Annotated in this window: 27 protein-coding genes; 10 read left to right on the top strand and 17 right to left on the bottom strand. The window is 39.3% G+C overall.

Translation table 11 applies throughout. The features are described from left to right. Window positions 1–304: 304 nt before the first annotated feature. From KA713_16390 to KA713_16365, 6 genes are all read right to left on the bottom strand, one after another. The gene (locus tag KA713_16390; protein UXE69163.1) at window positions 305–655 is read right to left on the bottom strand and encodes a DNA methylase; all 351 of its coding nucleotides are present in this window, start codon (window positions 653–655) and stop codon (window positions 305–307) included. A 2,806-nt stretch (window positions 656–3,461) separates the two neighbouring features. After that, window positions 3,462–4,577 (bottom strand): FIST C-terminal domain-containing protein, encoded by a 1,116-nt coding sequence (locus tag KA713_16385; GenBank protein UXE66024.1) that lies wholly within the window; start codon window positions 4,575–4,577, stop codon window positions 3,462–3,464. A gap of 62 nt (window positions 4,578–4,639) precedes the next feature. After that, window positions 4,640–4,846, bottom strand: coding sequence for a hypothetical protein (locus KA713_16380; GenBank protein ID UXE66023.1), 207 nt, complete (start codon window positions 4,844–4,846; stop codon window positions 4,640–4,642). A 211-nt stretch (window positions 4,847–5,057) separates the two neighbouring features. Continuing rightward, window positions 5,058–5,528, bottom strand: a complete 471-nt coding sequence (locus tag KA713_16375) for a hypothetical protein (GenBank protein ID UXE66022.1) — start codon at window positions 5,526–5,528, stop codon at window positions 5,058–5,060. Window positions 5,529–5,557: 29 nt separating this feature from the next. Continuing rightward, window positions 5,558–6,406, bottom strand: coding sequence for a hypothetical protein (locus tag KA713_16370; protein UXE66021.1), 849 nt, complete (start codon window positions 6,404–6,406; stop codon window positions 5,558–5,560). 46 nt (window positions 6,407–6,452) lie between these two features. Next, complete coding sequence (locus KA713_16365; GenBank protein UXE66020.1) at window positions 6,453–6,665, bottom strand: hypothetical protein; 213 nt, start codon at window positions 6,663–6,665, stop codon at window positions 6,453–6,455. Window positions 6,666–7,093: 428 nt separating this feature from the next. Here KA713_16365 and KA713_16360 point away from each other — a divergent pair, with 428 nt between their 5' ends. The 7 genes from KA713_16360 (at window position 7,094) to KA713_16330 (ending at window position 11,450) form a co-directional block, all read left to right on the top strand. After that, window positions 7,094–7,600, top strand: coding sequence for a Crp/Fnr family transcriptional regulator (locus KA713_16360; protein ID UXE66019.1), 507 nt, complete (start codon window positions 7,094–7,096; stop codon window positions 7,598–7,600). 54 nt (window positions 7,601–7,654) lie between these two features. Further along, window positions 7,655–8,206 carry a DinB family protein gene (locus KA713_16355; GenBank protein UXE66018.1) on the top strand — a complete coding sequence of 184 codons (552 nt, stop codon included), beginning with the start codon at window positions 7,655–7,657 and terminating at the stop codon, window positions 8,204–8,206. Between the two features lie 130 nt (window positions 8,207–8,336). Further along, window positions 8,337–8,840, top strand: a complete 504-nt coding sequence (locus KA713_16350; GenBank protein UXE66017.1) for a sigma-70 family RNA polymerase sigma factor — start codon at window positions 8,337–8,339, stop codon at window positions 8,838–8,840. Next, entirely contained in the window at window positions 8,821–9,009 is a 189-nt protein-coding gene (locus tag KA713_16345; GenBank protein ID UXE66016.1) for a hypothetical protein, read from the top strand. The genes KA713_16350 and KA713_16345 overlap by 20 nt, the downstream gene beginning before the upstream one ends. Then, window positions 8,994–9,824 carry a prolipoprotein diacylglyceryl transferase gene (gene lgt / locus KA713_16340; GenBank protein UXE69162.1) on the top strand — a complete coding sequence of 277 codons (831 nt, stop codon included), beginning with the start codon at window positions 8,994–8,996 and terminating at the stop codon, window positions 9,822–9,824. The genes KA713_16345 and lgt overlap by 16 nt, the downstream gene beginning before the upstream one ends. A 178-nt stretch (window positions 9,825–10,002) precedes the next feature. After that, window positions 10,003–10,638 (top strand): hypothetical protein, encoded by a 636-nt coding sequence (locus KA713_16335; GenBank protein UXE66015.1) that lies wholly within the window; start codon window positions 10,003–10,005, stop codon window positions 10,636–10,638. Beyond that, window positions 10,635–11,450, top strand: coding sequence for an RNA polymerase sigma factor (locus KA713_16330; GenBank protein UXE66014.1), 816 nt, complete (start codon window positions 10,635–10,637; stop codon window positions 11,448–11,450). Before KA713_16335 ends, KA713_16330 begins: the two co-directional genes overlap by 4 nt. 136 nt (window positions 11,451–11,586) lie before the next feature. On the opposite strand, the gene KA713_16325 is transcribed toward KA713_16330, so the two are convergent. Both KA713_16325 and KA713_16320 read right to left on the bottom strand, forming a co-directional pair. Continuing rightward, window positions 11,587–12,003, bottom strand: a complete 417-nt coding sequence (locus KA713_16325; GenBank protein UXE66013.1) for a hypothetical protein — start codon at window positions 12,001–12,003, stop codon at window positions 11,587–11,589. A gap of 12 nt (window positions 12,004–12,015) precedes the next feature. Next, complete coding sequence (locus KA713_16320; GenBank protein UXE66012.1) at window positions 12,016–12,396, bottom strand: VOC family protein; 381 nt, start codon at window positions 12,394–12,396, stop codon at window positions 12,016–12,018. A 142-nt stretch (window positions 12,397–12,538) separates the two neighbouring features. On the opposite strand from KA713_16320, the gene KA713_16315 reads away from it, so the two are divergent. Beyond that, complete coding sequence (locus KA713_16315) at window positions 12,539–13,522, top strand: helix-turn-helix domain-containing protein (protein ID UXE66011.1); 984 nt, start codon at window positions 12,539–12,541, stop codon at window positions 13,520–13,522. 656 nt (window positions 13,523–14,178) lie between these two features. On the opposite strand, the gene KA713_16310 is transcribed toward KA713_16315, so the two are convergent. The 3 genes from KA713_16310 to KA713_16300 form a co-directional block, all read right to left on the bottom strand. Continuing rightward, window positions 14,179–15,438, bottom strand: coding sequence for a carboxypeptidase-like regulatory domain-containing protein (locus KA713_16310; GenBank protein UXE66010.1), 1,260 nt, complete (start codon window positions 15,436–15,438; stop codon window positions 14,179–14,181). Window positions 15,439–15,566: 128 nt separating this feature from the next. Next, entirely contained in the window at window positions 15,567–16,943 is a 1,377-nt protein-coding gene (locus KA713_16305) for an erythromycin esterase family protein (GenBank protein ID UXE66009.1), read from the bottom strand. A gap of 5 nt (window positions 16,944–16,948) precedes the next feature. Continuing rightward, window positions 16,949–17,254 (bottom strand): hypothetical protein, encoded by a 306-nt coding sequence (locus KA713_16300; protein UXE66008.1) that lies wholly within the window; start codon window positions 17,252–17,254, stop codon window positions 16,949–16,951. A 412-nt stretch (window positions 17,255–17,666) separates the two neighbouring features. On the opposite strand from KA713_16300, the gene KA713_16295 reads away from it, so the two are divergent. Beyond that, the gene (locus KA713_16295; GenBank protein ID UXE66007.1) at window positions 17,667–18,476 is read left to right on the top strand and encodes a histidine kinase; all 810 of its coding nucleotides are present in this window, start codon (window positions 17,667–17,669) and stop codon (window positions 18,474–18,476) included. Next, window positions 18,473–19,186, top strand: a complete 714-nt coding sequence (locus KA713_16290; GenBank protein UXE66006.1) for a response regulator transcription factor — start codon at window positions 18,473–18,475, stop codon at window positions 19,184–19,186. The genes KA713_16295 and KA713_16290 overlap by 4 nt, the downstream gene beginning before the upstream one ends. A gap of 28 nt (window positions 19,187–19,214) precedes the next feature. On the opposite strand, the gene KA713_16285 is transcribed toward KA713_16290, so the two are convergent. The 6 genes from KA713_16285 to KA713_16260 form a co-directional block, all read right to left on the bottom strand. Continuing rightward, complete coding sequence (locus tag KA713_16285; protein ID UXE66005.1) at window positions 19,215–20,042, bottom strand: SDR family NAD(P)-dependent oxidoreductase; 828 nt, start codon at window positions 20,040–20,042, stop codon at window positions 19,215–19,217. A gap of 1 nt (window position 20,043) precedes the next feature. Next, window positions 20,044–20,820 (bottom strand): hypothetical protein, encoded by a 777-nt coding sequence (locus KA713_16280; GenBank protein UXE69161.1) that lies wholly within the window; start codon window positions 20,818–20,820, stop codon window positions 20,044–20,046. 13 nt (window positions 20,821–20,833) lie between these two features. Next, on the bottom strand, window positions 20,834–21,490 hold the full coding sequence (locus KA713_16275; GenBank protein UXE66004.1) for a hypothetical protein: 657 nt from the start codon (window positions 21,488–21,490) through the stop codon (window positions 20,834–20,836). Between the two features lie 7 nt (window positions 21,491–21,497). After that, window positions 21,498–21,923, bottom strand: coding sequence for a DUF2141 domain-containing protein (locus KA713_16270; protein UXE66003.1), 426 nt, complete (start codon window positions 21,921–21,923; stop codon window positions 21,498–21,500). Window positions 21,924–21,985: 62 nt separating this feature from the next. Next, a complete protein-coding gene (locus tag KA713_16265; GenBank protein UXE66002.1) occupies window positions 21,986–22,564 on the bottom strand; it encodes a Crp/Fnr family transcriptional regulator in 579 nt (192 codons plus the stop codon). Between the two features lie 146 nt (window positions 22,565–22,710). Beyond that, on the bottom strand, window positions 22,711–24,051 hold the full coding sequence (locus tag KA713_16260; protein ID UXE66001.1) for a dihydroorotase: 1,341 nt from the start codon (window positions 24,049–24,051) through the stop codon (window positions 22,711–22,713). Window positions 24,052–24,135: the final 84 nt, after the last annotated feature.

Below are 24,135 nucleotides of genomic sequence, written 5' to 3'. Positions count from 1 at the left end.
AATGAGCTCAATTAGTGATGTAACAAGGTCATCCTCGTAAATTTCTAAGTGTGCTTGAATTTTTAAAGATGTCGAATAATGAGGGTCGTAAACAAACCCTATTCTTTTAATCAATAAGTAACAAACGCTGCAGAGCACATCTAATATTTAAATAGAAGACTTTTCAGGGCAGGGGTTAAAATTCGGATAATCTTATTATTAGCGCGTTGCTATCCGCAATGTCTGCCGCGGTGTCATCTAAATCAAAAAAATCACTGCTTGCTTTGTTATTGAAGTTCCTTTAAGCCGCAGTTTATCTCTCGCCTCAAACCTTTTTTTTTGTTCTCTTCACTTTTTCTTTGGTGAACAAATCTGCCGTATATTTTTCGTAGAGTTCAAATAGGAATTCCATGCGCTTTGCTTCGGATGAAAATGGTAAAGGGCGATAGCAACTTTCAATAAACTTATCTAACTCTTGATGGGCGTGAACCAAATCGGTTGGCATAGTGAGTGGATCATACAAATCGGCCAATGAGCTATCAGGATAACGCTCACGCACTTTTAATACCTGCTGTGCTAATTTTTCAACTCCTTGAATTTTTTGCTTCGGTAAATCTTGCGGCCAAGGGAAGTTATTGTAAACAATATCCTTGGAATAACGAAAGCGACTCTCCAACCTACCACAAATAGATCTAACCCAAGCCATGTGCATTTCGGACGTGAGAATACCAAAATGAAATAGAGTTCCGTTTGGAACTATGTGGCAGCTATTGTTAGCAATGTCATTTTTACCAAAGAAGCCTACTGGAATGTATTTTCTATTTTCCGATGTTGTGCTCGGTACTAATATATAAGTGGATGGCTGGTTTCTATCGCGAAACAGTGTTGGGCTTGTCGAAAATTTTTGTGTAGAGGGCGCAACACTTGCCAAACGGAACTTCTTAACAAGCTCTACTCTTTTTAATACTTCAGGTAGTCTCTTTAATTCGCTTGGCTCTGCATTTATTAGCCAAAGGCACCATCTTTTTTCACCATTCAAAAACTCGAATGCAGAGATTAATGGTTTGACAAATTTCTTGGCGTCTGGCTCTCTTTTTAAAAACTCTTTCTTTTCTTCATCTGTAAGAAGTAGGTGGCCACCATCTAAGGGCATATTACCAAAACTCATTTTAGGTACATTACAAATAGGATTGGACTTCTTTTCGATCAGCAAGTCTTTGGCATCAACCAAATAAGGATTAATATTTTTGGCCTTTATTTCATGGGCCTCGCCTTTAATGTCTTCGTATTCAAAAATGCTTTTGTTTGGAGTGTCAAAACCTGCAAAGCCTACGATCACGCAATACACGGCTGCGTTTCCTTTGGCTTCATTGCTCCATTTGAACGTGCGGTGCGCAAAATGAATTTTGATGTTATACTTATGCAACATCTGCCCCCACAAAATACTTGTTTGTTCGCCTTGCACAATTGAATTGGTTGACACGAACGCTACTTTGGTACGCGTGCCTTGGATATACTTTGCCGCCTTTATGTACCAAGCAGTTACATAGTCTAAGACGCCACTTCCTTGCACATGGTCAAATTCCCTTACTACCGAATCGCGTTGAGATTGGGTCATTATTTTAGAACCAATAAAAGGTGGGTTGCCTATGATATAATCAAACTTGCTTTCCTCGGCCATTGCTGGGCTTTTTCCCTTGTGGATTTCAATGGTTTCAGTTTGTACGTTTAGTGTTTTATAATCGGCAGTTGGCTCTTCTACTAAAAATATATTGGCATGTTTGGCAATGATATTGATCGTGTTCACTGGGTTCAATAAACTTTGCCAATCCGTTGTCAGGGCATTGCCATGAATAATTTTAGCCGCTTTTTTCAATGGCAAACGCACAAAGTATTGACCAAACTCATTACTGATTGCCATGTTCATTTGATGATCTATCAGCCACATGGCTACTTCGGCTATTCGCGCGGGGAACTCTTCGTACTCAATGCCGTGCATCATGTCAACGTCCAGCAAAATAATTTCGCGCACGTCTAACACACCCGTTCCGTTTTTATTCAACGCTCTCAATACTTCAATCTCCAAAAGGCGTAGTTCGCGATAAGTTATTACCAAGAAGTTACCACAACCACACGCGGGATCGAGAAATTTTAATTGACTGAGTTTCTTATGAAATTCAGGTAGCTTATTCTTATTGGTTTTAATCGTATCAAACTCCTGCCAAAGTTCATCAAGGAATAGCGGCTTTATAAGTTTGAGTATGTTTTTTTCGCTTGTATAGTGAGCACCTAAATTTCTCCGCTCTGTGGGGTTCATCACGCTTTGAAACATAGAACCAAAAATGGCGGGGGAGATTTTGCTCCAATCTAGATAACAACATTCTAATAGACTTTGCCTCATCTTAGAATCAAAGCTTGCACTTGGCAACATTTCTTCAAACAATTTTCCGTTTACGTAAGGAAAAGCGTTAAGCTGTTCATCAAGATTTTTAAACCTCTTTTCAATTGGGTTATTTAGAACTTGAAATAGTTCCTGAAGTTTAGCAGCTAAATCGCTTCCATCTTCTGAGGTACGTTGCTCAACGAATTCCTGAAATTGCTGCTTCTCAAATATGGTGGTGTCTTCGGCAAAGAGTAAAAACAGAATGCGGACAAGGTAGATTTCCAAGGGATGTCCTTCATAGCCGATTTCTTTTAGTCGGTCGTGCAGCTTACCCATTAACTCTGCTGCCTTTATATTTACAGGGTCTTGCTCTTTGTATGTGCGCTTTTGATAACCTGCTATAAAGCCAAAGTGTTGAATATTGTTAACAAAATCTTTTAGTTTGAATTCGATGACTTTTGTTTCTTCAAGGTCGTGTAGCCTTATTATGTCAAAGTCAGATACAAGAATGTACTTGGGTAGTTCATGTTGCTTAATTCCATGCAGATATTCTTTTGCTTGCGTGAATGCTTTGTCGAGGTTTTTGCCGCGACTTTTCATTTCTATTACCAAGGTGCCTTTCCAAAATAGATCTATATAGCCATCGTGCTCGTCAAGTTTCATTACCCTTTCCTCAAAGGTTGCCACCTTCTTGCGGCTTACTCCAAATACATTAAAGAACTCTACTAAAAATGGCTTTGCATCGGCTTCTTCATTTTGAGTGTTTGCCCATTCCTTTGAGAATTTTAGTGCTCTATCTTTTATCTCATTCCAGCTTAATGCCGCCATACGATTTTCTAAATTACATGGCCAATTTAGTTATTTATGGCTGCTCTTTATACTGTGGGTGATTGAGGATTCTGTCTATCGCCTACGGAATAACACCAGAAACTGCCTCCAAAAGCAGAGGAGGCAAACACTAACTTCAACCTGTTTACAGAGTCTTATTTATACTCCTCCAACACAGGGAACTAGTTTGGAAAAAAGGGAAACTAGTTATGTAAAATGGCAAACTGGATTGCTTCAAAGAAGATATCTGTCGGCAGAAAGATGGCTTGAATTATTTTAAAACAAGCATAGTTGCCGTTTGATTTACATGACCAATGTAGGTTTCCCCATAAGTACTGAAACCAACTGTTGGAATATCTGAAAAAAGTTCGCCATAGTTTTCGGTTCTTTTCTGGTCTTTCAATTCAAGCGTGCGCAAAATGCAATTGAAGTTTACTATGCCAGAAATTTCCCCAAAATCGGCTTTTGTTTTTTCTAAGTCAATTTTGGTTTCTTTTACTATGTCGCGACCTTCTAAGATATTAAGTCCAAATCCTTCTTTCAGCGAGCAGAAAAACAAAATATCGGTACCTTCCTTCGTGTGCGGACTTCTAACAAACGGGTCGGCATTATCAAGTACCACGCCCAATGGGTATTTTGTAAAATACTTTGCTAAATCTTCTTCTTTAACTCCAATTGCTTCGGCATAAGCCTGACTGGCAGGCTTGCGATCAAATTCTATTACGCGTCTTTGGGCTTCATTTACTTTAGTAGGCGTTAATACCTTATCGGTAACATTGAAACTCTGGGTTTTCAATATTGTAAACCCTTTGGCTGGCTTAATAAGGATAAGGAGCAACGCGTTTTGATACGCCTTGCCGTTGGCATACAAATACGTGTTTTTAAATTTGAGATCATCACCGGCTGAGCCGCCAACAAAAGATACACTGGTTCTATTTCCAATTAAGTCATTGATTTCTTCTTCTACGCCCGAGAGGCCATCGAATAACACCATCCCCACATACTTTGTAAAGTCTAGTGTAGCCAACGGTTCGCCATAATACGTTTCAAATTTTGCAAACGCGGTATCAAGGCCGATTATGCTGTTTTCCTTTATTCCTTCAACTACTTGTATGTTTAAGTCTTCAATAACTTCCGATGAAAACGCACTTGCCACCAGCGCGTTGTCTAACATTTTACCAGAGGTGATTTCACCCGAAGTGGAACATCCTACAACAACGGAATCGGGAAAAGCCAATGCCATTTGGGCACTTAACTCAGTAGGGTCATAAATGGAACTGGCAAAAAATAGAACGAGCGTTGGTTTTACATCTTTCAATTGTTCGGTTATGTCGTGAACCGATCTGCTTACTGAAGTATCCGTTGAGAACGCTGTTTTTGATTTCATAATGGAGAGTTTAAATTTTTTTGATGCGCTTTAAAAATAGAACGTGCGAAGAAAACAAGTTATCAATTAGACGAAACGCTAGGTATCATCACATTAAACTCTTTGGCTGCTTGGTAAATTTTCTCTAAAATAATAGGGTCATTTGGCGTTTCATCGGTTATGCTTTTTACGGGTATACCTTTCAGCATCAGCTTCATGGTGTAGTTCATTTCTTGAAAGCTGTTTCCGTTTGCTTTAGCGGAGATTATTGCATCAATAAGTTTTTTCATATGCTTGACTTTAGACAAATATATTGAAGAAATCTTATTTCTTGGTCAATCCTGTCAAGTATGGCCTTCCTCGCTCGAAAAAGGTACGAGAAACGAGCATCTAAGCACGCAGAGGACTTACAGGCGTAGCTAGCTGGTGGCTTTACTCAGCAAGCATTCTTGCTCATTGACCATTTTCGTCTCAAGTTGAAGCCAGTTATATTTCATCGGTTCACTCGCTAATGGAAGTAACTAGCTTTACTCGCGACCGAATTTCATCCGTCAGTAAAGAGGCCTTTACAAAGGCAATAGCGCCTTTATTATTGGCCACATATTCGATTACTTCATTATCAGAATTCAACTTCACTGGAGGTGGCTCGCTGTTTTGATATTGTTTTGCAGCAAAATAAGAGTCTACTTCTGCCTCACTCAATTTTATTATATGCTTATAGAACAAAGTCTTCTCTGCAATATTTCCTTTGCGATCAACAGGAAGTACCGTTGTTTTTAATCCAGGCCACGATTTTTGAGTACCTCGCTTCATCCAATAAAGCCTAACTTCAGTGATCGAGAGTTTTTCAATAGGATTATCTTTGTGCACAATAACCGCCAACTCCAATGCTGGTGGGCTTTTTGAAATTGTATGATTTGGGGAAAGAAAGAATATCAGACTTAGAATCAAAAAAGAAACTGCCTTTTTCATATACGTTAAATTAGTCTTTTTACTATTCGTTAAAATCCTACTGCTACCTGAGTTTTTATGCCACTACTCCAGCCAAATTGATCTTGATTAAAGGCGGCCAATTCACCCTTCACAACCAAGTTACTACTGACCCGATAGCGAAGACCTAAATTATATTCACTCGAACTACCGTAATTCTGTTTGGTATATGGGTTAGGGTTTGGGTAGTAATCATCACCTGTTGGGAAATCTAAAAATTCGGCAAAAAGATAAGGCACAACTTTTGAATTCGCCTTATAGCCCATATAAACAATGGCTCCCGTTAGATTCTTGTCTGGCCGTTGAGAGTAGTCGTGGGTATTAGAATAGCCTTCGGCAATGAACTCAAACTTTTTATCGATGCTCATGTGCGAAATACTAGCCGTTAACAGAGTGCTTTTCATAGCTTCTGGTACGGGATCGTCAAATTGGGTAAGACTCCCCAACGGTAAATCATTTAATACCCCGGAAGCTGATATGCGAAGACCTTCAATCGGTTCGATACCCAATTGAACTGTGTAAGATAATTGCGAGCCTAATTTGTAGGGTACACCTAAAAGCCCTCCATTTCGTCCGATTCCATTTGAAAGAAAGACTCGGTAGAAGAAACCAGTTTTACCAATGTTATCCCCGCCTAGTTGAAGCCCTATGTCACGCGTTTGGATAAAACCTCCGTCATGGGTTGGGTTTAAAATTCGTGGACGAGAAATATTAGGTTGTAAAATCAAACCAAAATTGTAATTAACGTTCCAAAATCCAATCGGGCTATACATTCGCCCTAGGGAGAAATTCAAGTAATTCCGATAATCATATTTGATATACATTCTTTCCAATTCCATTTCTGCCCCAGTAGTCGCCATGTAATGCATATTTAACTCACCCGCTACCGAAACTTTATCATTTATCTTAGAGGTAATAAATAGCACCAAAGGCCCCCCCGCGAAAATAGGGAGAAGAGGAGTTCTGACTTGGGTTTGTAAAATAGTCGAAGCCGGGGTGTGCATAAAACCGGATGCTTGTAGCTTCCTGGCTCAAGATATCAGAAACGCCTAGCACCGCAATAAAGGCGAATGTGAAAACAAAACGACAACCAACAAAACAAGTATATCTTTTTTTCATAAACTGTACTGACTTTTAAAATTCAATTTTACTAATTTTCCTTCAATTTAAAAAGAACGGGTGGTTAGTGGCAAATATAAAAACACTAAATTATTTAACATTTAAAGCAAAGTTTAATTATAGATTTTGAAAAATTAGTTCCAAACATATTCTTAGCCTTAGTTCCTTTTCCGCACAACACAATGGTTCGCAATTATTCTCAAACCTTCTCTATCCTCTCTTATTTTCCACGTTACGAAGCCTGTAATCGTCATTTCAAATCTGTTTGGTGTCTATCAAAGTACTTAAAACTAGTTTGAAGCCTTCCGAAAAATGTAATTTTCATGTTGAGTCTGTTTCGTTGTTTTATCTCATCGATCATCAAACTAAAACTACTTTTTTATGCTAATTTGAATGCCGCAAAGAGAGAAACTCCTTACAAATAAAAAATGAAAGAAATTGTTGAGCTTTCTAACCAAGCCATCACCATCGGTAGAAACGAGTTTCTTAAAGTGAAGGGTAGCATCGACACGAACATATATTATGTAGAAAGTGGCAGCCTAAGAGTCTTCATTTTAGACGAATATGAAGAACAGACAATTAGGTTCGGTTACAAGGAAAACTTAATCGTTTCGCTAGACTCTTTTCTAACGGGTAAACCTTCCGATTTCTTTATTCAGGCAATTAAAAAAACTACCGTAAAAGTTGTAACCAAACAACAAATCGACACCTTTTTCAAAACAGCGGTGAACAGCAATTTGTGGACGAATATTTTAGAAAGTCTAATTCTGCAACAAATGGAAAGGGAAGTTGATCTCCTTACAAATTCCCCGAAGGAACGATATCAACGGGTTTTGAAGAGAAGTCCGCAACTATTTCAGGAAATTCCTAACCGGCACATTGCAAACTATTTGAGAATGAGTGCCGAAACCTTATCGCGACTGAAAAAGTCTTGACTTCAATCAAGACTTTTGAAAAATACTTCGCAGACCTTGCATAAAATTTAAACTATGCAATCCGAAAAATTAATACAATCGCTTTTAGAGCAGACGAGAGAAATCATAAACCAAGTTGAACAGCTTAGGAGTTATGATTTTCAGACATTAACATGGAGGGAAAATGAGCTGAGTTGGAATATATTAGAATGCTTAACGCATTTGAATTTATATGGCGACTTTTACTTACCTGAGATAGAACGAACTATAAAAAGCTCAACTACCAAAGCGGAGCTTGAATTTAAAAGTGGATTTTTAGGGAGTTACTTTGCAAAAAGTATGTTGCCCAAAGAAAAGCTCAACAAAATGAAAACATTTAAAGACAAGAATCCGCTGAATGCTACACTGGATAAAAGTGTTATCGACACGTTTATCAATCAACAAATTAACCTTTTAGAATTGCTAAACCAATCCAGAAAAGTGAGTTTGAATAAAGTCAAAATTCCAACTTCAATTTCAAGCTTTATTACACTTAAATTGGGTGACACTTTTCAATTCTTCATTAATCATATAAAAAGACATTTAGCACAAATTGAAAGAATACAGACTGGTATGAAAAAGGACTGAGCGTGAATAAGAAGTTCGCAAGGTTGATTTACGATTCTTTATGTTAGTGCAATTTACCTAATAAAAAATGTGTGCGCGTGTGACAATTCTTAAAATTAGGCTACTAATGCAATAAAGACCCAAGCAAAAATTGGAACTTCAAAAAAGAAAATTTATTCAGACGCTAGACGTACATCGAGGCATTATAAAAAGTCTTTGCAAAGCCTATTATGCTAGTCAAGACGATCAGAAAGATGCTTTTCAAGACATTGTTCTGCAGCTTTGGAAATCATTCGAAACGTTTCGAGGAAGTTCAGAAATAAGCACTTGGATTTATAGCGTAAGCCTTAACACGCTGCTCTCTAAAATCAGGAAAGAAAAGAGGACAATCGCTACTGAATCTATTGGCGCTTACGAACTGTCTTTTTCGACCGCTATGGCAGATAGTGACATGGAACTTCTGCACATGGTCATTCAATCATTAAAAGACGTGGATAAAGCCATTGTGATCCTCTATCTGGAGGGTTACAAGAACAAAGAAATTTCTAGCATTTTGAACTTCACTCCTACGAACATAAGCACCCGATTGAATCGAGTGAAAGCAGAACTAAAAGCCAAATTTAAAAGTCAGCATTATGAATTTAAACAGTCTTAAACCAGCGTGGCAACAGTTTCGATTTTTGAATTCCATGCCATCAATAGACAAGGATGAAATCCTATTCATCATAGAACGAGCCGAAGAGGTGCGTGTAAACAACACGCATAGGTACCTCATCAACACGTTGATGTTTACAGTCTTAATCATTAGCTGTCAGGGAGGATGATTTCGTATGTAGTTTGGGATATTGATCCACAAATAGTTGATGGGATTGAATTTTTCAGATGGTATGGTCTCTGTTGGGCAGTCGGTATGATGCTCGGATATCAAGTCTTGCTGCTGATTTACAAGACCGAGGGCATTGCAACGGAAGAACTTGACAAAACTAGCTTGTATGTCATGTTAGGTGGAATTATGGGTGCTCGTTTTGGACATATTCTATTTTACGATCCATCCTACTATTTAAACAATCCGATCGAGATTCTTCCCATACGAATTGAACCAACATTGCAATTTACAGGACTTGCTGGTCTTGCTAGCCATGGAGGAACAGTAGGAGCGCTAATAGCTCTTTACATTTACTGTAGAAAATATAAAAACGACTATCTGTGGATGCTAGACCGATTAATTATATGCGGTGCTTTACTGGGTTGCTTCATACGGATTGGCAATTTGATAAACTCCGAGATAATTGGCGCGCCTGCTCAACTTCCTTGGGCCTTCATATTTTCTCGCATCGATCAAACACCCAGACATCCTGCTCAGCTTTACGAAGCACTATTTTATTTGTTCATTTCTGTGTTGCTATTCTTTATTTGGAGATCGCAGAAAGTTAATAAGTACAAAGGCTTTCTATTTGGGCTCGGCCTCTTTTTGATATTCTTGCAACGATTTCTAATTGAATTTTTGAAAGAGAATCAAGTTGCATTTGAAGAGCACCTCGCATTGAACATGGGACAAATACTTAGTATACCACTACTCCTTTTGGGGATCTTTGTAATGATTGGGAGTAGTAAAACATTTTCTAACAAAACGGTCTAGTTGTCTGGGGCCGTTACTTTAGACGAACAACTCGGCTAAAACGGGCGAGGTTTTGGCTTGTGAACCTTCACTTTAAAACACTGCGTTTGCGGCATGGCAATCTGGCTGCACTCAGTCGTCATCTCAAAAATACTTTTGTAACACATTCGCGATTATCGGTCTAAAGGGAAAAAACAATATGAACCTTTTAACTAACATTGCCATGACTGTTTTCGCCTTGCAAGCTGTTGCTTGTGCCACTGACACAAGCCCGAGCCAAACCCACGCAGTACAACCAACTGCTGATAGCACTACTTTCCAAACCCTTGTCATCACTAAAGTAAAAAAGCCGTGGTATGCGTGGCGTTCGCTGGTGGTGGGCAAAATGAAAAAATCATTTCCCGAATACCAAGCCATTGATGGTTTGGGAGAGAAGTTTTATAGTTTCACAGAAAACCAGAAACTCTTTGGCGGAATCTATTTTTGGAATACAAAAGCTGCAGCTCAGGCTTGGTTTACCGAAAAATGGTTTGAGCGCACCGAAAAGTCATACGGCCAACGCGGACAGGTTGACTACTATGAAATCGAAAAAATGGAGACACTAAAAACAACTAGAGGATCGGTCGTCACCTTTTGGGCAGCACTTAGTGAAGGCCGTCCCGCCCAGCTACAAAATGCAGAAGGACTGATTAAAATCGTTTCGATAAAAAATGAGAAAGGAAAAGCAAGTCTGCTTACCATTTGGGAAACAAAAGAAAGAGCTGTATCTTATTTTTCGAATCAAAAAATGGAAGCCGAGTATTTCGATACTCCCCTTCACATTGCTAAGCCATGAAATTAACACCCAAACCAAACGAACCAACCGACCAAGCGTTGATTACCGCCTCGATTAGGGGCGATAAAAAATCGCTTGAGCAACTGATAAAACGGTACCAAGATTACATTTACAATATTTCGCTCCGGCTGTTTATCCATCCTGATGATGCCTTGGATGCCACGCAAGAAGTACTCATAAAAGTGGTAACCAGTCTGAACACGTTCAAGGGAAACGCTCAGTTTAGCACATGGCTCTATCGTATCGCTGTCAATCATTTCTTGAATTCACCCAAAAAGAAAACAGAAAGACTCATTGAAGAAAACCCAAAAGCTTATGGAGGTTTTAATGAAGAAGCAGATGATACTATTTCAGAAGCGGAGGTAGAAGAAGTGCGCATTTTATGTTCTACAGCCATGCTCATGTGCCTCCACCGCGAGCAGCGTTTGATTTATATTATTGGCGAAATATTTGGTGCCGACCACCAACTAGGTGCCGATTTGTTTGACACTACACCCGCCAATTTTCGTGTAAAACTGCATCGCGCCAAAACCGATTTGTTGCAATACATCTCCGGCAAGTGCGGCTTAGTCAATCCCAAAAATCCATGCCGCTGCAATAAGAAGGCTCGCGTGATGATTGACCGCGGCCTGGTAGATAAAAACAATATGTTGTTTAATGCGAGCTATCAACACCGCATTTCTGAAATTGTAAAACTCACCAAAAACGAAGCTTGTGATGAGATTGAGTTTCGGATGAAAGAGTTATTCGCTAGTAACCCGTTTCAAATCAAAAACGAGTTGGATAAAATGTTGACGGATATTGTGGCTTAACACAAACAAACCGGCAAACACTCCCAAAAAGTCCAAGTTTACATAATACAGCGCATCGATTGATATAGTGTCGTCCAGTTCGTGGACGACACTTACCATTTAAACCCTATTTTAAAAATGATTTCGGCAGTCGGTGTTATTCTATTATTCGTTTGTCTTTCGCAACATACCTTGCAAACCCAAGCAAGGCGCCAGTGACCATAACGTTCCTGAAAAAGTTCACCATTTCTAACTCCTTCTCGCGGGCCAAATCCGCGGTCATATTTTCTATGCCAAGCTCATTGCCCATGGCGCGCGGCAGGTGAACGAGTAAGCCCATTAGGATTACATACAATGCCATGGAGGTATACGCGAGTTTATCATACTTTCCTATTAATGCACTAACGATAAAGCAAATAATACACACGGCCGTAAAGTAATTCCAAAAATAGGGGAAAGGAATATAATCGGGCACAAAGGCAGCGCCCACATCGGGTTTACCAAAATGCAAGCCCACGTACATGATAAAGGAAATTGGGAAGATCCATCTACCCAAGTTTAAGATTTTGTCCATATTGTTTTTCTGTTAGTTGTTAGAATGAAGTCCTACTACGTTACCCTCTGAATCGATAAAGAATGCCATGTGGCCAAAGTCGCCAATAGAAGTTTTAGGCAACACTACTTTACCACCTGATTTCTCCACTTTGTCAAGCACCGTTGAAAGGTTGGGGTTTGCGTTGAGGTACACTTTGCTTCCATCAATACTCGGTTTATGGAAAGGGCCTTGCGCCAATGCGCCTCCTATTTTTCCATTGCCTCCATCGGTAGGGAAGAACGCCATCTGTGTGCCAGCCACTTCACCATCGGCCAATGCAAGACCAAAGATTGACTCATAAAATTTTTTCGCCCGAGGCATTTCAGCTACTGAAATCTCGAACCAGCTTAAACTGTTGTCTGTCGTTTTCATAAATAGTTTTTTGTGTTACAAAGGTGGGGCATCATACAATCAGATAAGCATGGGTAAACGGACAACCCCACAGGATAATTTTGCCACATGGCAGATTCATATACGCAAATAGATATATTTGCCATCATCTTATTCGTAACACATGAAAGTAATAGTCCCTGTTATCTCCGCTAATGTGCCCACTTCTGTGTTGGGCATTATGGACATCTTAAACTACTCGCAGGCATTTAGCAATCAGCTATCTCCACAAAAGAAAAAGAAAAATACGTTTGAGGTAATCCTGGCCTCAGCAGAAAAAAGCAAAACGATCAATTGCAATGGGTATCAGTTGGTTTGCCATGCTTCCCTTCTTCCCTTTGAGAAGGCTGATTTAGTGGTAGTGCCTGCGGCTGTTGGCAATATGGCCGAACTTGTGCAAAAATATCCAACCCTTGTCCAGTGGATATTGCAACAACAAAAGAAAGGAGCAGCCATTTGCAGTACGTGCACAGGCGCTTTCTTTGTAGCCGCCACGGGTTTGTTAGATGGTAAAGAAGCGACTACTTCCTGGTTTGCTTCTGACTATTTCAGAATGATGTTTCCCAAAGTAAAATTATTAGACGAAAAAATAATTGTTGATAATGGCAAGATTGTGACGGGTGGTGCTACCTTATCTTTTATGAATTTGTGCATTTACTTGGTAGAAAAATACTACGGGAAAGAACTAGGAAATTACTGTGCAAAAATGTTTTTGGTTGACAAAGGGAAGATTTCGCAGAATTCTTATTCCATTTTTTCCGTTCAAAAGTCACATCAAGATACAGAGATATTGAAGGCGCAAGACTTTATTGAAGCTCATGCACAAGAGAAACTCACGGTCGGAACTATATCAGATGAAGTATTGATGAGTGAGCGCACATTTATCAGACGTTTCAAGGCTGCAACGGGGAACCTTCCTTCTGAATACATTCAACGTGTGAAGGTGGAACACGCAAAAAAACTACTGGAAGAAGGGCAAGAAAATATTAAGGAGATTTCGTATAAATCTGGCTATGAAGATTTAAACTATTTCCGTGATATATTTAAACGATACACGGGGCTTACCCCAATGGAGTATAAAAAGATGTATTCGTTTTCTGTGGGTTAACAACAAAAAACCGCCTCCTATTCGAAAGCGGTTTTAAGTTTTCGTCAACGTTACAAGGGGCACCCGTATCCAGCAAAAATCTATACTGGGTAGTATCTTGTCCAATTTTTAGCTTTACATAAATTCTCCCGTTTGTGTATGCTATTGGAATACTGTCGAGAAATCCCCCTTTATTGTCAACCCAAGACTCAACAATTTGCGCGTAACTTGGTTGGATTAAAAAAAACTAAAAGGAATAAAAATTGGATAGTTCTTTTTGATGAGTTTTTAATTGGTAGCATATTTTACTTACATCTTTGATCAAACATATTTTTTCGGCAAGCTGGTAATGATTTTGGTCAAGAGCGTCACACTATTTTAAATTTAAAGCAGCAGCACATGTATTGGATGATTTTTAGGGTGGCAGATACAAGCCTTTCTTGAATTGGGAGGGAGTAAATTAGACATAGCTTAAAAGCGGATGATATAAAAAATCTTAACAGATGATTTGACTACTTTTGAAAAATAATTCTATACCCTACTATTTTCCTTCTCCCCCAAGATGGGAAAACGAAAATACATAATAATTTGTTGCACGCTTCACAAACTTGCAGTCTCTTACTAGCGTATTTAAATTCTCTTTGTCAAAGCACTTTTCAATAGCCATGTTCATAATATCAATCTAAGACTATTCCTTCGGCTTTTATCACCCAATCAAAATCTCCTGAATTTTTCCATGGCCCAAAAGCGGAAGCTCGTGTATAGGCTTTAGAACCACCTATGCCAACGAATGGAATCTTAATGTCTTGGTTAGGCCATTGAAAAGACACAAAAAATGGTTTATCTAAAACTAAATTTTGGTAGTTCAGATCGACATCAAGCCAACCCTGTTTAACTGTTGAGTTTACAATCATGATCTTTTTAAGCAATTGCCTTCCGGGCAACTTTGTCACAGTATCTTGCTCATAAATGTTAACCAATAAGGTAAATTTTTCCTCTTTTGGGTTATCAACATATATACTAACTGTTTTTAAAAGTATTTTTTTGTTAAGCAGTTTCATTAGTCTGGCTGCTTCAGCTCCAGCACCTGTTCCTTGAACCCAACCAAACTTATTGCCCGCTTTTTCTTGTCCCAATACTAATCTTTTAGTTTTTTTCAGAGGCTTGGCTGAAACAACAACCTCCTTTAGCTCAGTTATATTTTCATTCAATTCTACTATCAATTCAGTGGCATTGTCGATGTCTAAAATACTTATATTTTTATCCTCATAACCTACGTATGAAACTGTTAAGATTTCATTAAACAAGGCTTTGGGAATGTTTAGTTTGAATTTGCCTTCTGCATCGCTAACAGTACCCAAAGTTGTCTTTCGAATGCCAATAGTTGAATAGGGTAATGGTGAGCCACCGTGTTTGATGATTCCACTAAGTAGTAAGTTGTCTCCTATTGGTTTTTCCTTTTTAATTAATTGACCACTCACTTTAGCATTTGTTTCCTTTTTTTTACTGTAGCCAACTCGCCCTAATATCACATTTAATTTCTTTAACGATTTCCTCAACGATGTTATTCTGGCAGCCAAACCTTCTTGATTGTAATTAGCTATTTCAGCGGTTTCAAGTACAAAGGCATCGGGGTATTGAAGGGAAGCATCTTTTTCAAAACGTACGGGGCCGTTGGGTGTCAGTCCTAAAAATGTAACTGCATTGCTGAGTTTAACCAACTTTAAACTATCAGTATCTACTATGTCAAAAACCCATGAAGTAACATCATCTTTGTTAAATTCGATATGATCAAAAATTACTTCTGAAAGTTGTTCAGGCGTTTTTTCCTTTTGGTTCGAGTTTATGTTTTGCGCATGGACTAAGTTCGAAAAAAATATGATTGTAATGGTTACTAGGGCTTTCATAATGGGATTATTAGTAATTTTTCTCAGCAAGTGCTATTTCAATAACATACTCCGCTGCCCATTATACGATGAATGATAAAGCGGATTTAGTGTTTTGCGATAGGATTGTAGTATAAAAGGATCGTTTTGCATTTTTGTTTTTTTTGATGTTGAACTCTTTAATACGTAATAGGCGTCATGGTTTTTATATAAACTACCGCATCCATTACAGCACTCCAATCGGGTGCTGCGGTATCAGTTTTATAATCCAGAAACCGAATGATTGCTCCATTAGACCAATACTGACTGTCGGCACTAATGTTTTTTAGTGGCACAAAAGCGGCATCGTATTTTTGGTTGACGAGTTGATAAGACAAGCTTTTCGATGATGCCTTTTTTACAGATTTTCCCTTTCCTCCTTTTTTAACGTATCCATAAGTGCCTTCATGAGCAGTGAAACCAATGGTGTAAATTTCGTTATGAAACATCGGATGTAAAATACCGCCTGTGGTCACAGATTTATCAAGTCGTAAACCTCGTACTTTTGAAGGTGTTATGGTTTGAATGTTTCTTGCGAAATGATACGTAGCACCAAACAAAATCACTTTTTTATTGGCGTATTTCGTGGCCAGTTGGTACTGTAAGTTTTCCGCCATCAAACTATCGCGCCCGTTGTTTAGATTTAATAACCATTCTTTATTGAACAACGCTTTTCCAATACTAAAATCAGCATAAAGTACTATGCCTTTATCTATAGTATTTACCATTTGCGCCCATTCTAATTGGCCTTTGTTAAAAAGCCATTGCTGAATGAATTGACTTTGCTTTAAAAAGTCTGCTTGCTCACGTGCATTCATTTTAAATGAGAACGAGCCTAGGCCTCCCTTTTTCATGTCCGCGTCTATTCTATCCCAGACATGGAGGTAGGAAACAAAATCAGCGGAGGAGAAAAACTGACTATCCAATGTTTTAACCAACGCTTTCAACATATTGGCATAATGACCATTTTTTCTTCCATAAGAAGAGGTGAGTTTACAATCGAATCCTCCAAATTCCAACTCTTTTCCCTTTTGAAGCTGTTGCTGTAAATAGGCAAACAAATGATCATGCTGATTGGCATTTTTCCAAAACCATAAAATTCCATTACGTAGGCTATCTATTTGCATAGATCGCTTCACAGATTCATTGGCATAATGCAGATCGAACATGCCAGCCTCAAAAAGAATAACTTCAAAACCCATCTCCTCAATCAAATATTCAATCATCTTACCTCTCAATTGAAAAGTAGCTCCATCATTGTGGGTCTGCTCACCGATAGCTACAATTCGCTTATTCCCAACTTCATTCTTAAGAAATTCCAGGTCTTTCAATTCGTCTGTATTCAGTTTAATAGAGTGTACATTTTCACTTACCCACTGGCCCGATAAATTGGTTACTCTCTCATTTTTACTTTGTGCAAAATTGAACAAGGGAAACACAAGAAATCCAACTAGATGCACTCCTCGCCCCACTTTTTTTAGTGTGCTTGCCATTTGTTTTTTAACTGTTGCTTTCATTAGAATTAGTTGGTTTTGGTTGGCCTCTTTTTTTGTGTCCATTGAATTGCTCCCCAAAGGGCTTGCTTCATTTCATAATTATTATCTAATGAATCATACGTATTGGTTGTGATTCTTATGGGTTCAATCTTAATTTTTTTGGACTCAATCTCATCCCTCTTATAATTTTTGGATTTAATTAAACCCCAAAAGAGGCTATAATATACCGTTGATGTTTTTTGTTTAGAAGGGGATTTAGTTGAACCACTGTTTTGAGCAAACCCCAAAAGGATTGCAAATGAAAAGACTGTTGACAATGCGATTTTTTTCATAACTAGATTTATTTGTTTGAATTATCTTACGGCAAGAGTAGAGGCTTCGTTTAGAATCGCAAACAAAGAATGATGTACTTGCCGCTGCCAATGATTAATGAAAGAAAAAGATGGGTAAACAGGTTTGCCCTTCCACTGAATAGGTTGGGCAGGCAATCGGATAGGTTGGTCATGCAACTTTACTTGGTTTGTTTTTTTCCGTTACTTTTGATGAATGACAAAGCCTCGCTTTAACGCAGTAGGAACAATCCTGACAAATCGAATTTTATTGCACTTCTATTTTTGGGGAGGGTTTTTCTTGCTGTTTTTGTTTACGATCCCATCTAGCGAAATGGGAAAAGATTTTTTTAGCTTTTTAATCACTATACTATTTTTTTGTGCCATCGCAGCCTACACTAATATGTACTTGTTGATGGCTAAATTTCTAGAACGGCAAAAGTATATAATGTACTTGTTTGCTTTGGTCGCTTTACTGGCAGTTACCGCAATTGCGATGACTTATTTTACGGGTTATTTATTTAAAGACAAAACAACCGTTTTGCAAAATGTAGTTAACCTTAGTGCGTTCGTCATTATCACGAGTGCATTAAAAATGATCAGGCTAGGTATTAAGCGGCAGCTGGCAGAAAAGGAATTAGCAGCTAAACAACTGGAGGCAGAACTTCAATTATTGCGCGCACAAATCAATCCGCATTTCCTGTTCAACACGCTAAACAATTTGTATTCACTTACACTTGAAAAATCAGATCAAGCCCCCGCCATTGTTGTTAAACTATCGGAATTGATGCGGTATATGTTGGAAACCAGTAAGCACGAGAGATCATCTTTGCAGTCTGAAATAGACTTTATAAATAACTATTTGGCATTAGAAAAACTACGACTTGATAATCGTGCAACGATTGATTTTGAAGTAGTGGGAGAGCCGCAACAAAAAACAATAGCCTCACTTCTTTTAATACCCTTTATTGAAAATGCGTTCAAACACGGCATCAATGCCACAGCCGGAAATGCCTACCTACACAGTCAGCTTAGGATTGAAGAAAACGAACTTTTCTTTTTTATTGAGAACAGCCGGGCAACTAATCGGTCAACTGAAAGTACAGGCACAGGATTAGAGAATGTAAAGCGGAGGCTTCATTTGCTTTATCCAAATAACCATCAACTAATTATTGAAAACGATGGAACTAAATTTAGTGTCAATCTTCAATTGAGTATGGTATGAGCAAAATCAAAACACTGATAGTAGATGATGAGCCTCTGGCGCAAAAAATACTTCAAAAATTTATTGGTCACGTTGATTCATTAGTATTGAACGGTGTTTGTTCAAATGCCATTGAAGCTAGTAACATACTGCGAAAACAGCCCATTGACTTGCTTTTCTTGGATATAAAAATGCCTGAGCTTTCTGGGCTCGAGCTTTTAAAAATTCTCAAGAATCCACCAAAGGTAATTTTAACTACTGCTTACGCGGAACATGCGCTGGAAAGTTATGAGTTTGGGGTGATTGATTATTTAATCAAACCGATCGCATTTGATCGCTTTTTAAAAGCGATTGATAAAGTAATCCCCGCTGAACAAATGGACAGCCCTGTCCCTGTTTCAATAGCTGATACAAAAGCACGCAACTTTCTTTTTGTAAAATCGGATCGAAAAATTTTCAAAGTGAACTTCACCGAAATAAGATACCTCGAAGCATATGGAAACTACGTGAAGGTACATGCCCTTGATAAAACCATAATTGCCCAAGAAACACTTACACAACTAGAGGGGACATTGCCAAAAGATCAGTTTTTAAGAATACATAAATCCTACCTCGTGGCGATCCATTTTATTCACTCCTTAGAAGGCAACCGATTGTTCATTGGCGATACCGAGCTGCCCATTGGACAAACATTCAAACTAAAGATTGATGATATCCTAAAAATGAAGTAAAGTGCTCTTTTTACTGTACTTATCACGATCAGTCTACGTTCTCCTTCGTTCTCTGATGCTCCGTCATTCCGCCCATTACTATTTTCATAATTTTTACTTTACCCCATCTTGGAACCGTGCGCAGTGAATACACTAAAAATTTGGTGAGAAAACCAGGTAAAACAGTTGTGTTTCTTCCCAATGCTTTTAAAATCGGAATACCCACTTGCTGTGGCGTGAGCGACATATTCATTTTCATATTCGCGCGTTGCCCAAAGCCACTGGCCACCGGCCCGGGTGCAGCTGCCAACACATCTACTCCGTGTGGTTTCAATTCTTCAGCGAGTGCTTCAGCCAACGATTGTACATACGCTTTGGTAGCGGCATAGTTTGCGGAGTACGGCACACCCTGAAAAGCGAACATGGAACTCATCAAAATGATACCTCCTCTTTTTTGCGCAACAAATCTCTGCGCGAAGTGATGGGTGAGTGTTAGTAATGCTTCGCAATTCAGTCGCAGCATATTAATTTCAGCATGCACCGAAGTGTGAATAAAGTCTCCGGAGGTGCCATAGCCAGCCGAGGCAACCAGCAAACCAATGGGCAACGATTGTGTGGTCTCAATCAATTTTTGAATACCTGCTTGTTCTGAAATATCAGACGCTACCACTTTTACTTCAATGTTGTGAGTAGAAGTTAGTCGCTTTGCTATTCCCTGAAGTATGTTCTCGCTACGAGCATGGATTATGAGGTTAAGGCCCGATTCGGCCAATCGTTCAATGATTTCGAGACCGATACCAGAGGAAGCTCCGCTCACGATTGCCCAAGGGCCGTAATTATTTTTTAATCGTTCTTTTTCACTAGCAGAAAGTTGCATGCTATGGATGGTTGAATGTTTTAGAGATGGATGTACCGTTTAATGCCTGTATCAGCACGGATAAGGCAAGCAACCCGTAAAGGATGCTTACAAAAATGGTAGCCTTTGTATTTCTTAATATATAAAACGAAAGCAATGGCAGCACTTGTAAGGCATGCATACCAATGAAATGTGCGATGCGTAAGTCACCATGGCTAAGACTCCAATTTAGGAATGGAATTCCTTTGCTTCCATCTTCGATGCCCACGGTATGCGATAGGCGCGAACCCATCGCAAAACCTTCAAATGAAAATAGTACGAAGATGATGAGACCTAATCGGATTGACCACAAATAGTAATTTGGAAGTGAGGTGAATTTATTTGCAAAGAACAAGACTGCGACATAAGCTGTGTAAAGAGTAACTAACGTAGCAGCCAATGCCATCATAGAAAAAAGCGCTGAATACATTGGGGTGCTTACATTGTAATGAGAAAGCTGGCCCCGCCCAGCTTGAAATGCGATGTAGGCAACTTCAAATCCTAAGAGAACTACCACTGACCAACTAAAGATGGTTATGTTAAAGGAAGGCAGATAAGAAATAAACCAAGCCATTGCCCAAGAATAAAGAAAGGTGGAAAGCGCGAACTTGGTGGGTTTGTACCACGCGCTAATGCCCATTACTTGAGTGCTGGTTGTTTGCGTCAACACGAAGAAACAGACCGCAACCACTACATTGATAAGTCCAAAATAGAACAGGATTTCATTCCTGTGATAAATCGTTTCAATAAATTGCTTCATGCTAATTGCTTTTTCATTTTTTCGCAAATTCAACAATTCCTCCGATAGAAAGCTGAAATGAGAAAGCATTTACATTACTTTTAAAGCCTGATTCAAGCTCGCTTGACTGATACTTCCAAGCCGATTCTCCGCCAGTACCGACCGAGTAAATAAGCCTCAATCCAAAGCATAAGTTATTGGCGCCTTTCTGATATATGGAAAGACTGGGATTTAACAGTAGTTGATTATTGATCACATTTTGAAAGCGCGTGTTTTGCTTGTCTTGACTGATAATTTGATTATTGGAGAATCCGAACCCTAAAGAAGTTTCCAAACGCGTGTTTTTTCTCTCCAATAAACAATACCCAAAAGAAACTGTGGTAACTGCGCCAATAAACTGTATCGACTCCGTAGCGCTCGATTGGTTGCCATTCAGTTGATAAAATTCTCCACCGAGTATCAAACGGTTAGAAAGGTAATTGGCGCCCGCCCCAAGAGCAAATGCATTAAAGTTGGGTTGAACCGCTGTTGAGCCAAATGTTGAACTAAAGTTATTTATACTGGTGCCTACTATTGCTCCCAAACGAAGTCCTTTTTTAGCAAATTGCGCCTGCGCGACAATTGAGGTTGCCAGTAAAAATAAAAAAACAAGTGCGCACGTCTTTGTTTTATTGAAATGAATTCCAGCCATGATCAAATTATTCTAGCGTAATAGTTAACGTAAGTGTTTTTCCGGCTTCCACTTTTACCTTTGCATCCTCAAAATCAGGCGGACCAAGTTTGATTTTTGCATCGTTGGAAAAGCCAATTGGCTCCTTTGGGAAGCCCACAAAATTTGTCTTCAGGTCTTTGTTTTTGTCGATGTCTTGAAATGCCACCAGCCCATATTCTCCAGCAAGGACTTTTTCAAAAACAATTTGCATCGAGCTTCCGGTCACTGGCCTTTCCGTGCCGATCATTTGTTTACCTACTTTCGGAAAATTTTCCTTTTTAAAAATACCGGCAGAGATTTCACCGCCTTTGTTAGCCTGAATTTGCTGCACGTTGATAACCACCGTTCCTGTTTGCGCATGGCCCTCCAGACCAAACCAGAGCAGCGTCATTGCTAAAATTGTCTTTTTCATTTTGTTTCGTTTTGTTGAGTCAAAGGTCACTGGTTGACCGTACCCGAAACGATAACAAATGTTTATACTTTTTGGTAGTCGGCCTTTTTTAGGCGACTTAAATGGACAGGTGTAATGCCCAGATAGGAGGCAATCATGTGCTGCGGCACGCGGTTATGGATGTTGGGAAAAACTTCGGTGATGGTATCGTAACGCTCTTTAGCGCTGCGCGCATACAGGTTTTTGATTCGGTTATCTTGGTAGATAAAATAAAACTCGGCAATGAGCCGCCCCAGCTTATCGCCCTCCTTCAAATTTTTGTAACCCCAATCTACAGCCGAGCGGGGCATCACAATTACTTCCGTCTCTTCTAATGCTTGCAGTGTGTAAAGCGAAAGTTGTTGTTGAATAAAGCTCGAATAATCGGCAATGAATTGATTCTCTAGAGCAAAATGAATGGTATGCTCGCCTCCTTCTTTATCGTGAACAATCACGCGAATAATTCCTTTATTGATAAAAAAGATCTCGTTAGGAATTACATTAGGATGGCTGAGGAATTGCTGCCGCTGAAAATTTTTTACAAAGCAGTTCTTGAGAAAATTCTTAAGCTCCTCTTCCGAAATGGAAATCATTTGCTGAATGACTTGACTGACTTGCTTCATGTGAACTGCCAAATTAAACAATAGAGGAGGTGTTTGGTTTCACTGCTCCTTCTTTTTCAGCGTAATTTTATCTAAGATCAGTTTTGCGACACGAAGAAATCAATTGAGTAAAATACCCATTTTGCGTTGATAGCACAAAAGGCGGCTTATTTCAACGTTAACTGTTGTCCCTTCACGGATTCGTAAAATTCCCCATTGTCATAAACCAATCCCCCATTGACAAAAGTCTGAACCACCTTGGTTTGAAAGGTGGTGCCCAGCAATGGCGACCAACCGCATTTGTATAAAATGTTATCCTGGCTTACTGTCCACGGCTTATTCAAATCTACCAATGTGAGGTCGGCAAAATAGCCTTCTCGTATAAATCCGCGGTTAGCAATATGGTACAAAATGGCCGGGTTATGACACATCTTCTCTGCAATTTTCTCCAACGATATTTTTCCTTGCTTGTAAAACTCCAGCATGATATTTAGCGAGTGCTGAACAATGGGCGCGCCCGACATAGCTTGAAAATAGGGCCTTTGCTTTTCTTCTAACGTGTGTGGCGCATGGTCAGTCGTTACAATATCGATTCGATCATCAAGCAGCGCTTTCAAAAGACCGTCTTTATCCTTTTCAGTTTTGATGGAAGGGTTCCACTTGATTAAGGTGCTCAGTCGTTTGTAATCGACATCCGAAAACCAAAGGTGATGCACAGATACTTCGGTGGTTATTCGCTTTTGTGTTAACGGAATATCATTGCGAAACAAGTGTGTTTCGGCTTCCGTACTCAGATGTAAAATGTGAAGCCGTGCATTGTGTTTCGTGGCCAACGCAATGGCATCTTTGGATGCTTCGAAGCAACCCTGCGCGCTGCGAATGATAGGATGAAATTCAATTGGTACGTCTTCTCCATATTTTTCTCGAAAGATTATTTCATTTTCTTCTACTAATTTTTCTTTCTCTGCGTGGATCGCGATGATGGATTGGCAGTTAGCAAAAAGCTTCTCTAGAATTGCCGGATTATCTGCTAGCAGATTCCCCTTCTTAGTGAAATACAGACCATCATCTGAAACTCCAATAAGATTGGACGTGTCTGTCTGAATTACGCTGTCAATGTTATCTGCGTTCACACCGAGAAAAGAGGAATAGTTGACAAGTGATTTTTCAGCAGCTATCTGATGTTTTTGTTCAAGTAGTTCAACCGACAAAACATTAGGTACAGTGTTGGGCATATCAATCACCGAGGTGACGCCACCGGCTATCGCAGCTTTACTTTCTGTGTAAAAGTCGCCTTTGTGGGTTAGGCCTGGGTCTCGAAAGTGAACCTGACCGTCAATAATACCGGGAAATAAATACTTGCCAGAGCCATCGATAACCAAACTGTTTTCGGTAGGGTGAACGTTTCCAATCTTATGAATGAACTGGTCTTTAATAAGCAGGTCGGCTACCCGCAGCCGACCTTCGTTTACAAGCGTTACGTTTTTTATTATAATCTCTGTACTCATATCGTTCAATTTTTGAGGTAACACAAGTTTATAAAAAAATCATGGATGCCTGTAATTATTAGCGATCAAAAACTACTAACTGGA

Source organism: Chryseotalea sp. WA131a (assembly GCA_025370075.1).
Taxonomy (GTDB): Bacteria; Bacteroidota; Bacteroidia; order Cytophagales; family Cyclobacteriaceae; genus ELB16-189.
The sequence above is the reverse complement of the archived record's forward strand: the minus strand, read 5'-3'. Positions and strand labels throughout refer to the sequence as shown.

Coding starts and splice junctions, on each gene's coding strand:
- KA713_16315 (UXE66011.1), top strand. CDS start 12,539: ATGAAAGTAATAGTCCCTGTTATCTCCGCTAATGTGCCCACTTCTGTG.
- KA713_16385 (UXE66024.1), bottom strand. CDS start 4,577: ATGAAATCAAAAACAGCGTTCTCAACGGATACTTCAGTAAGCAGATCG.
- KA713_16290 (UXE66006.1), top strand. CDS start 18,473: ATGAGCAAAATCAAAACACTGATAGTAGATGATGAGCCTCTGGCGCAA.
- KA713_16300 (UXE66008.1), bottom strand. CDS start 17,254: ATGAAAAAAATCGCATTGTCAACAGTCTTTTCATTTGCAATCCTTTTG.
- KA713_16270 (UXE66003.1), bottom strand. CDS start 21,923: ATGAAAAAGACAATTTTAGCAATGACGCTGCTCTGGTTTGGTCTGGAG.
- KA713_16380 (UXE66023.1), bottom strand. CDS start 4,846: ATGAAAAAACTTATTGATGCAATAATCTCCGCTAAAGCAAACGGAAAC.
- KA713_16305 (UXE66009.1), bottom strand. CDS start 16,943: ATGAAAGCAACAGTTAAAAAACAAATGGCAAGCACACTAAAAAAAGTG.
- KA713_16280 (UXE69161.1), bottom strand. CDS start 20,820: ATGAAGCAATTTATTGAAACGATTTATCACAGGAATGAAATCCTGTTC.
- KA713_16355 (UXE66018.1), top strand. CDS start 7,655: ATGCAATCCGAAAAATTAATACAATCGCTTTTAGAGCAGACGAGAGAA.
- KA713_16285 (UXE66005.1), bottom strand. CDS start 20,042: ATGCAACTTTCTGCTAGTGAAAAAGAACGATTAAAAAATAATTACGGC.
- KA713_16360 (UXE66019.1), top strand. CDS start 7,094: ATGAAAGAAATTGTTGAGCTTTCTAACCAAGCCATCACCATCGGTAGA.
- KA713_16375 (UXE66022.1), bottom strand. CDS start 5,528: ATGAAAAAGGCAGTTTCTTTTTTGATTCTAAGTCTGATATTCTTTCTT.
- KA713_16265 (UXE66002.1), bottom strand. CDS start 22,564: ATGAAGCAAGTCAGTCAAGTCATTCAGCAAATGATTTCCATTTCGGAA.
- KA713_16320 (UXE66012.1), bottom strand. CDS start 12,396: ATGAAAACGACAGACAACAGTTTAAGCTGGTTCGAGATTTCAGTAGCT.
- KA713_16370 (UXE66021.1), bottom strand. CDS start 6,406: ATGGCGACTACTGGGGCAGAAATGGAATTGGAAAGAATGTATATCAAA.
- KA713_16260 (UXE66001.1), bottom strand. CDS start 24,051: ATGAGTACAGAGATTATAATAAAAAACGTAACGCTTGTAAACGAAGGT.
- KA713_16330 (UXE66014.1), top strand. CDS start 10,635: ATGAAATTAACACCCAAACCAAACGAACCAACCGACCAAGCGTTGATT.
- KA713_16325 (UXE66013.1), bottom strand. CDS start 12,003: ATGGACAAAATCTTAAACTTGGGTAGATGGATCTTCCCAATTTCCTTT.
- KA713_16335 (UXE66015.1), top strand. CDS start 10,003: ATGAACCTTTTAACTAACATTGCCATGACTGTTTTCGCCTTGCAAGCT.
- KA713_16295 (UXE66007.1), top strand. CDS start 17,667: ATGGCTAAATTTCTAGAACGGCAAAAGTATATAATGTACTTGTTTGCT.
- KA713_16345 (UXE66016.1), top strand. CDS start 8,821: ATGAATTTAAACAGTCTTAAACCAGCGTGGCAACAGTTTCGATTTTTG.
- KA713_16365 (UXE66020.1), bottom strand. CDS start 6,665: ATGAAAAAAAGATATACTTGTTTTGTTGGTTGTCGTTTTGTTTTCACA.
- KA713_16275 (UXE66004.1), bottom strand. CDS start 21,490: ATGGCTGGAATTCATTTCAATAAAACAAAGACGTGCGCACTTGTTTTT.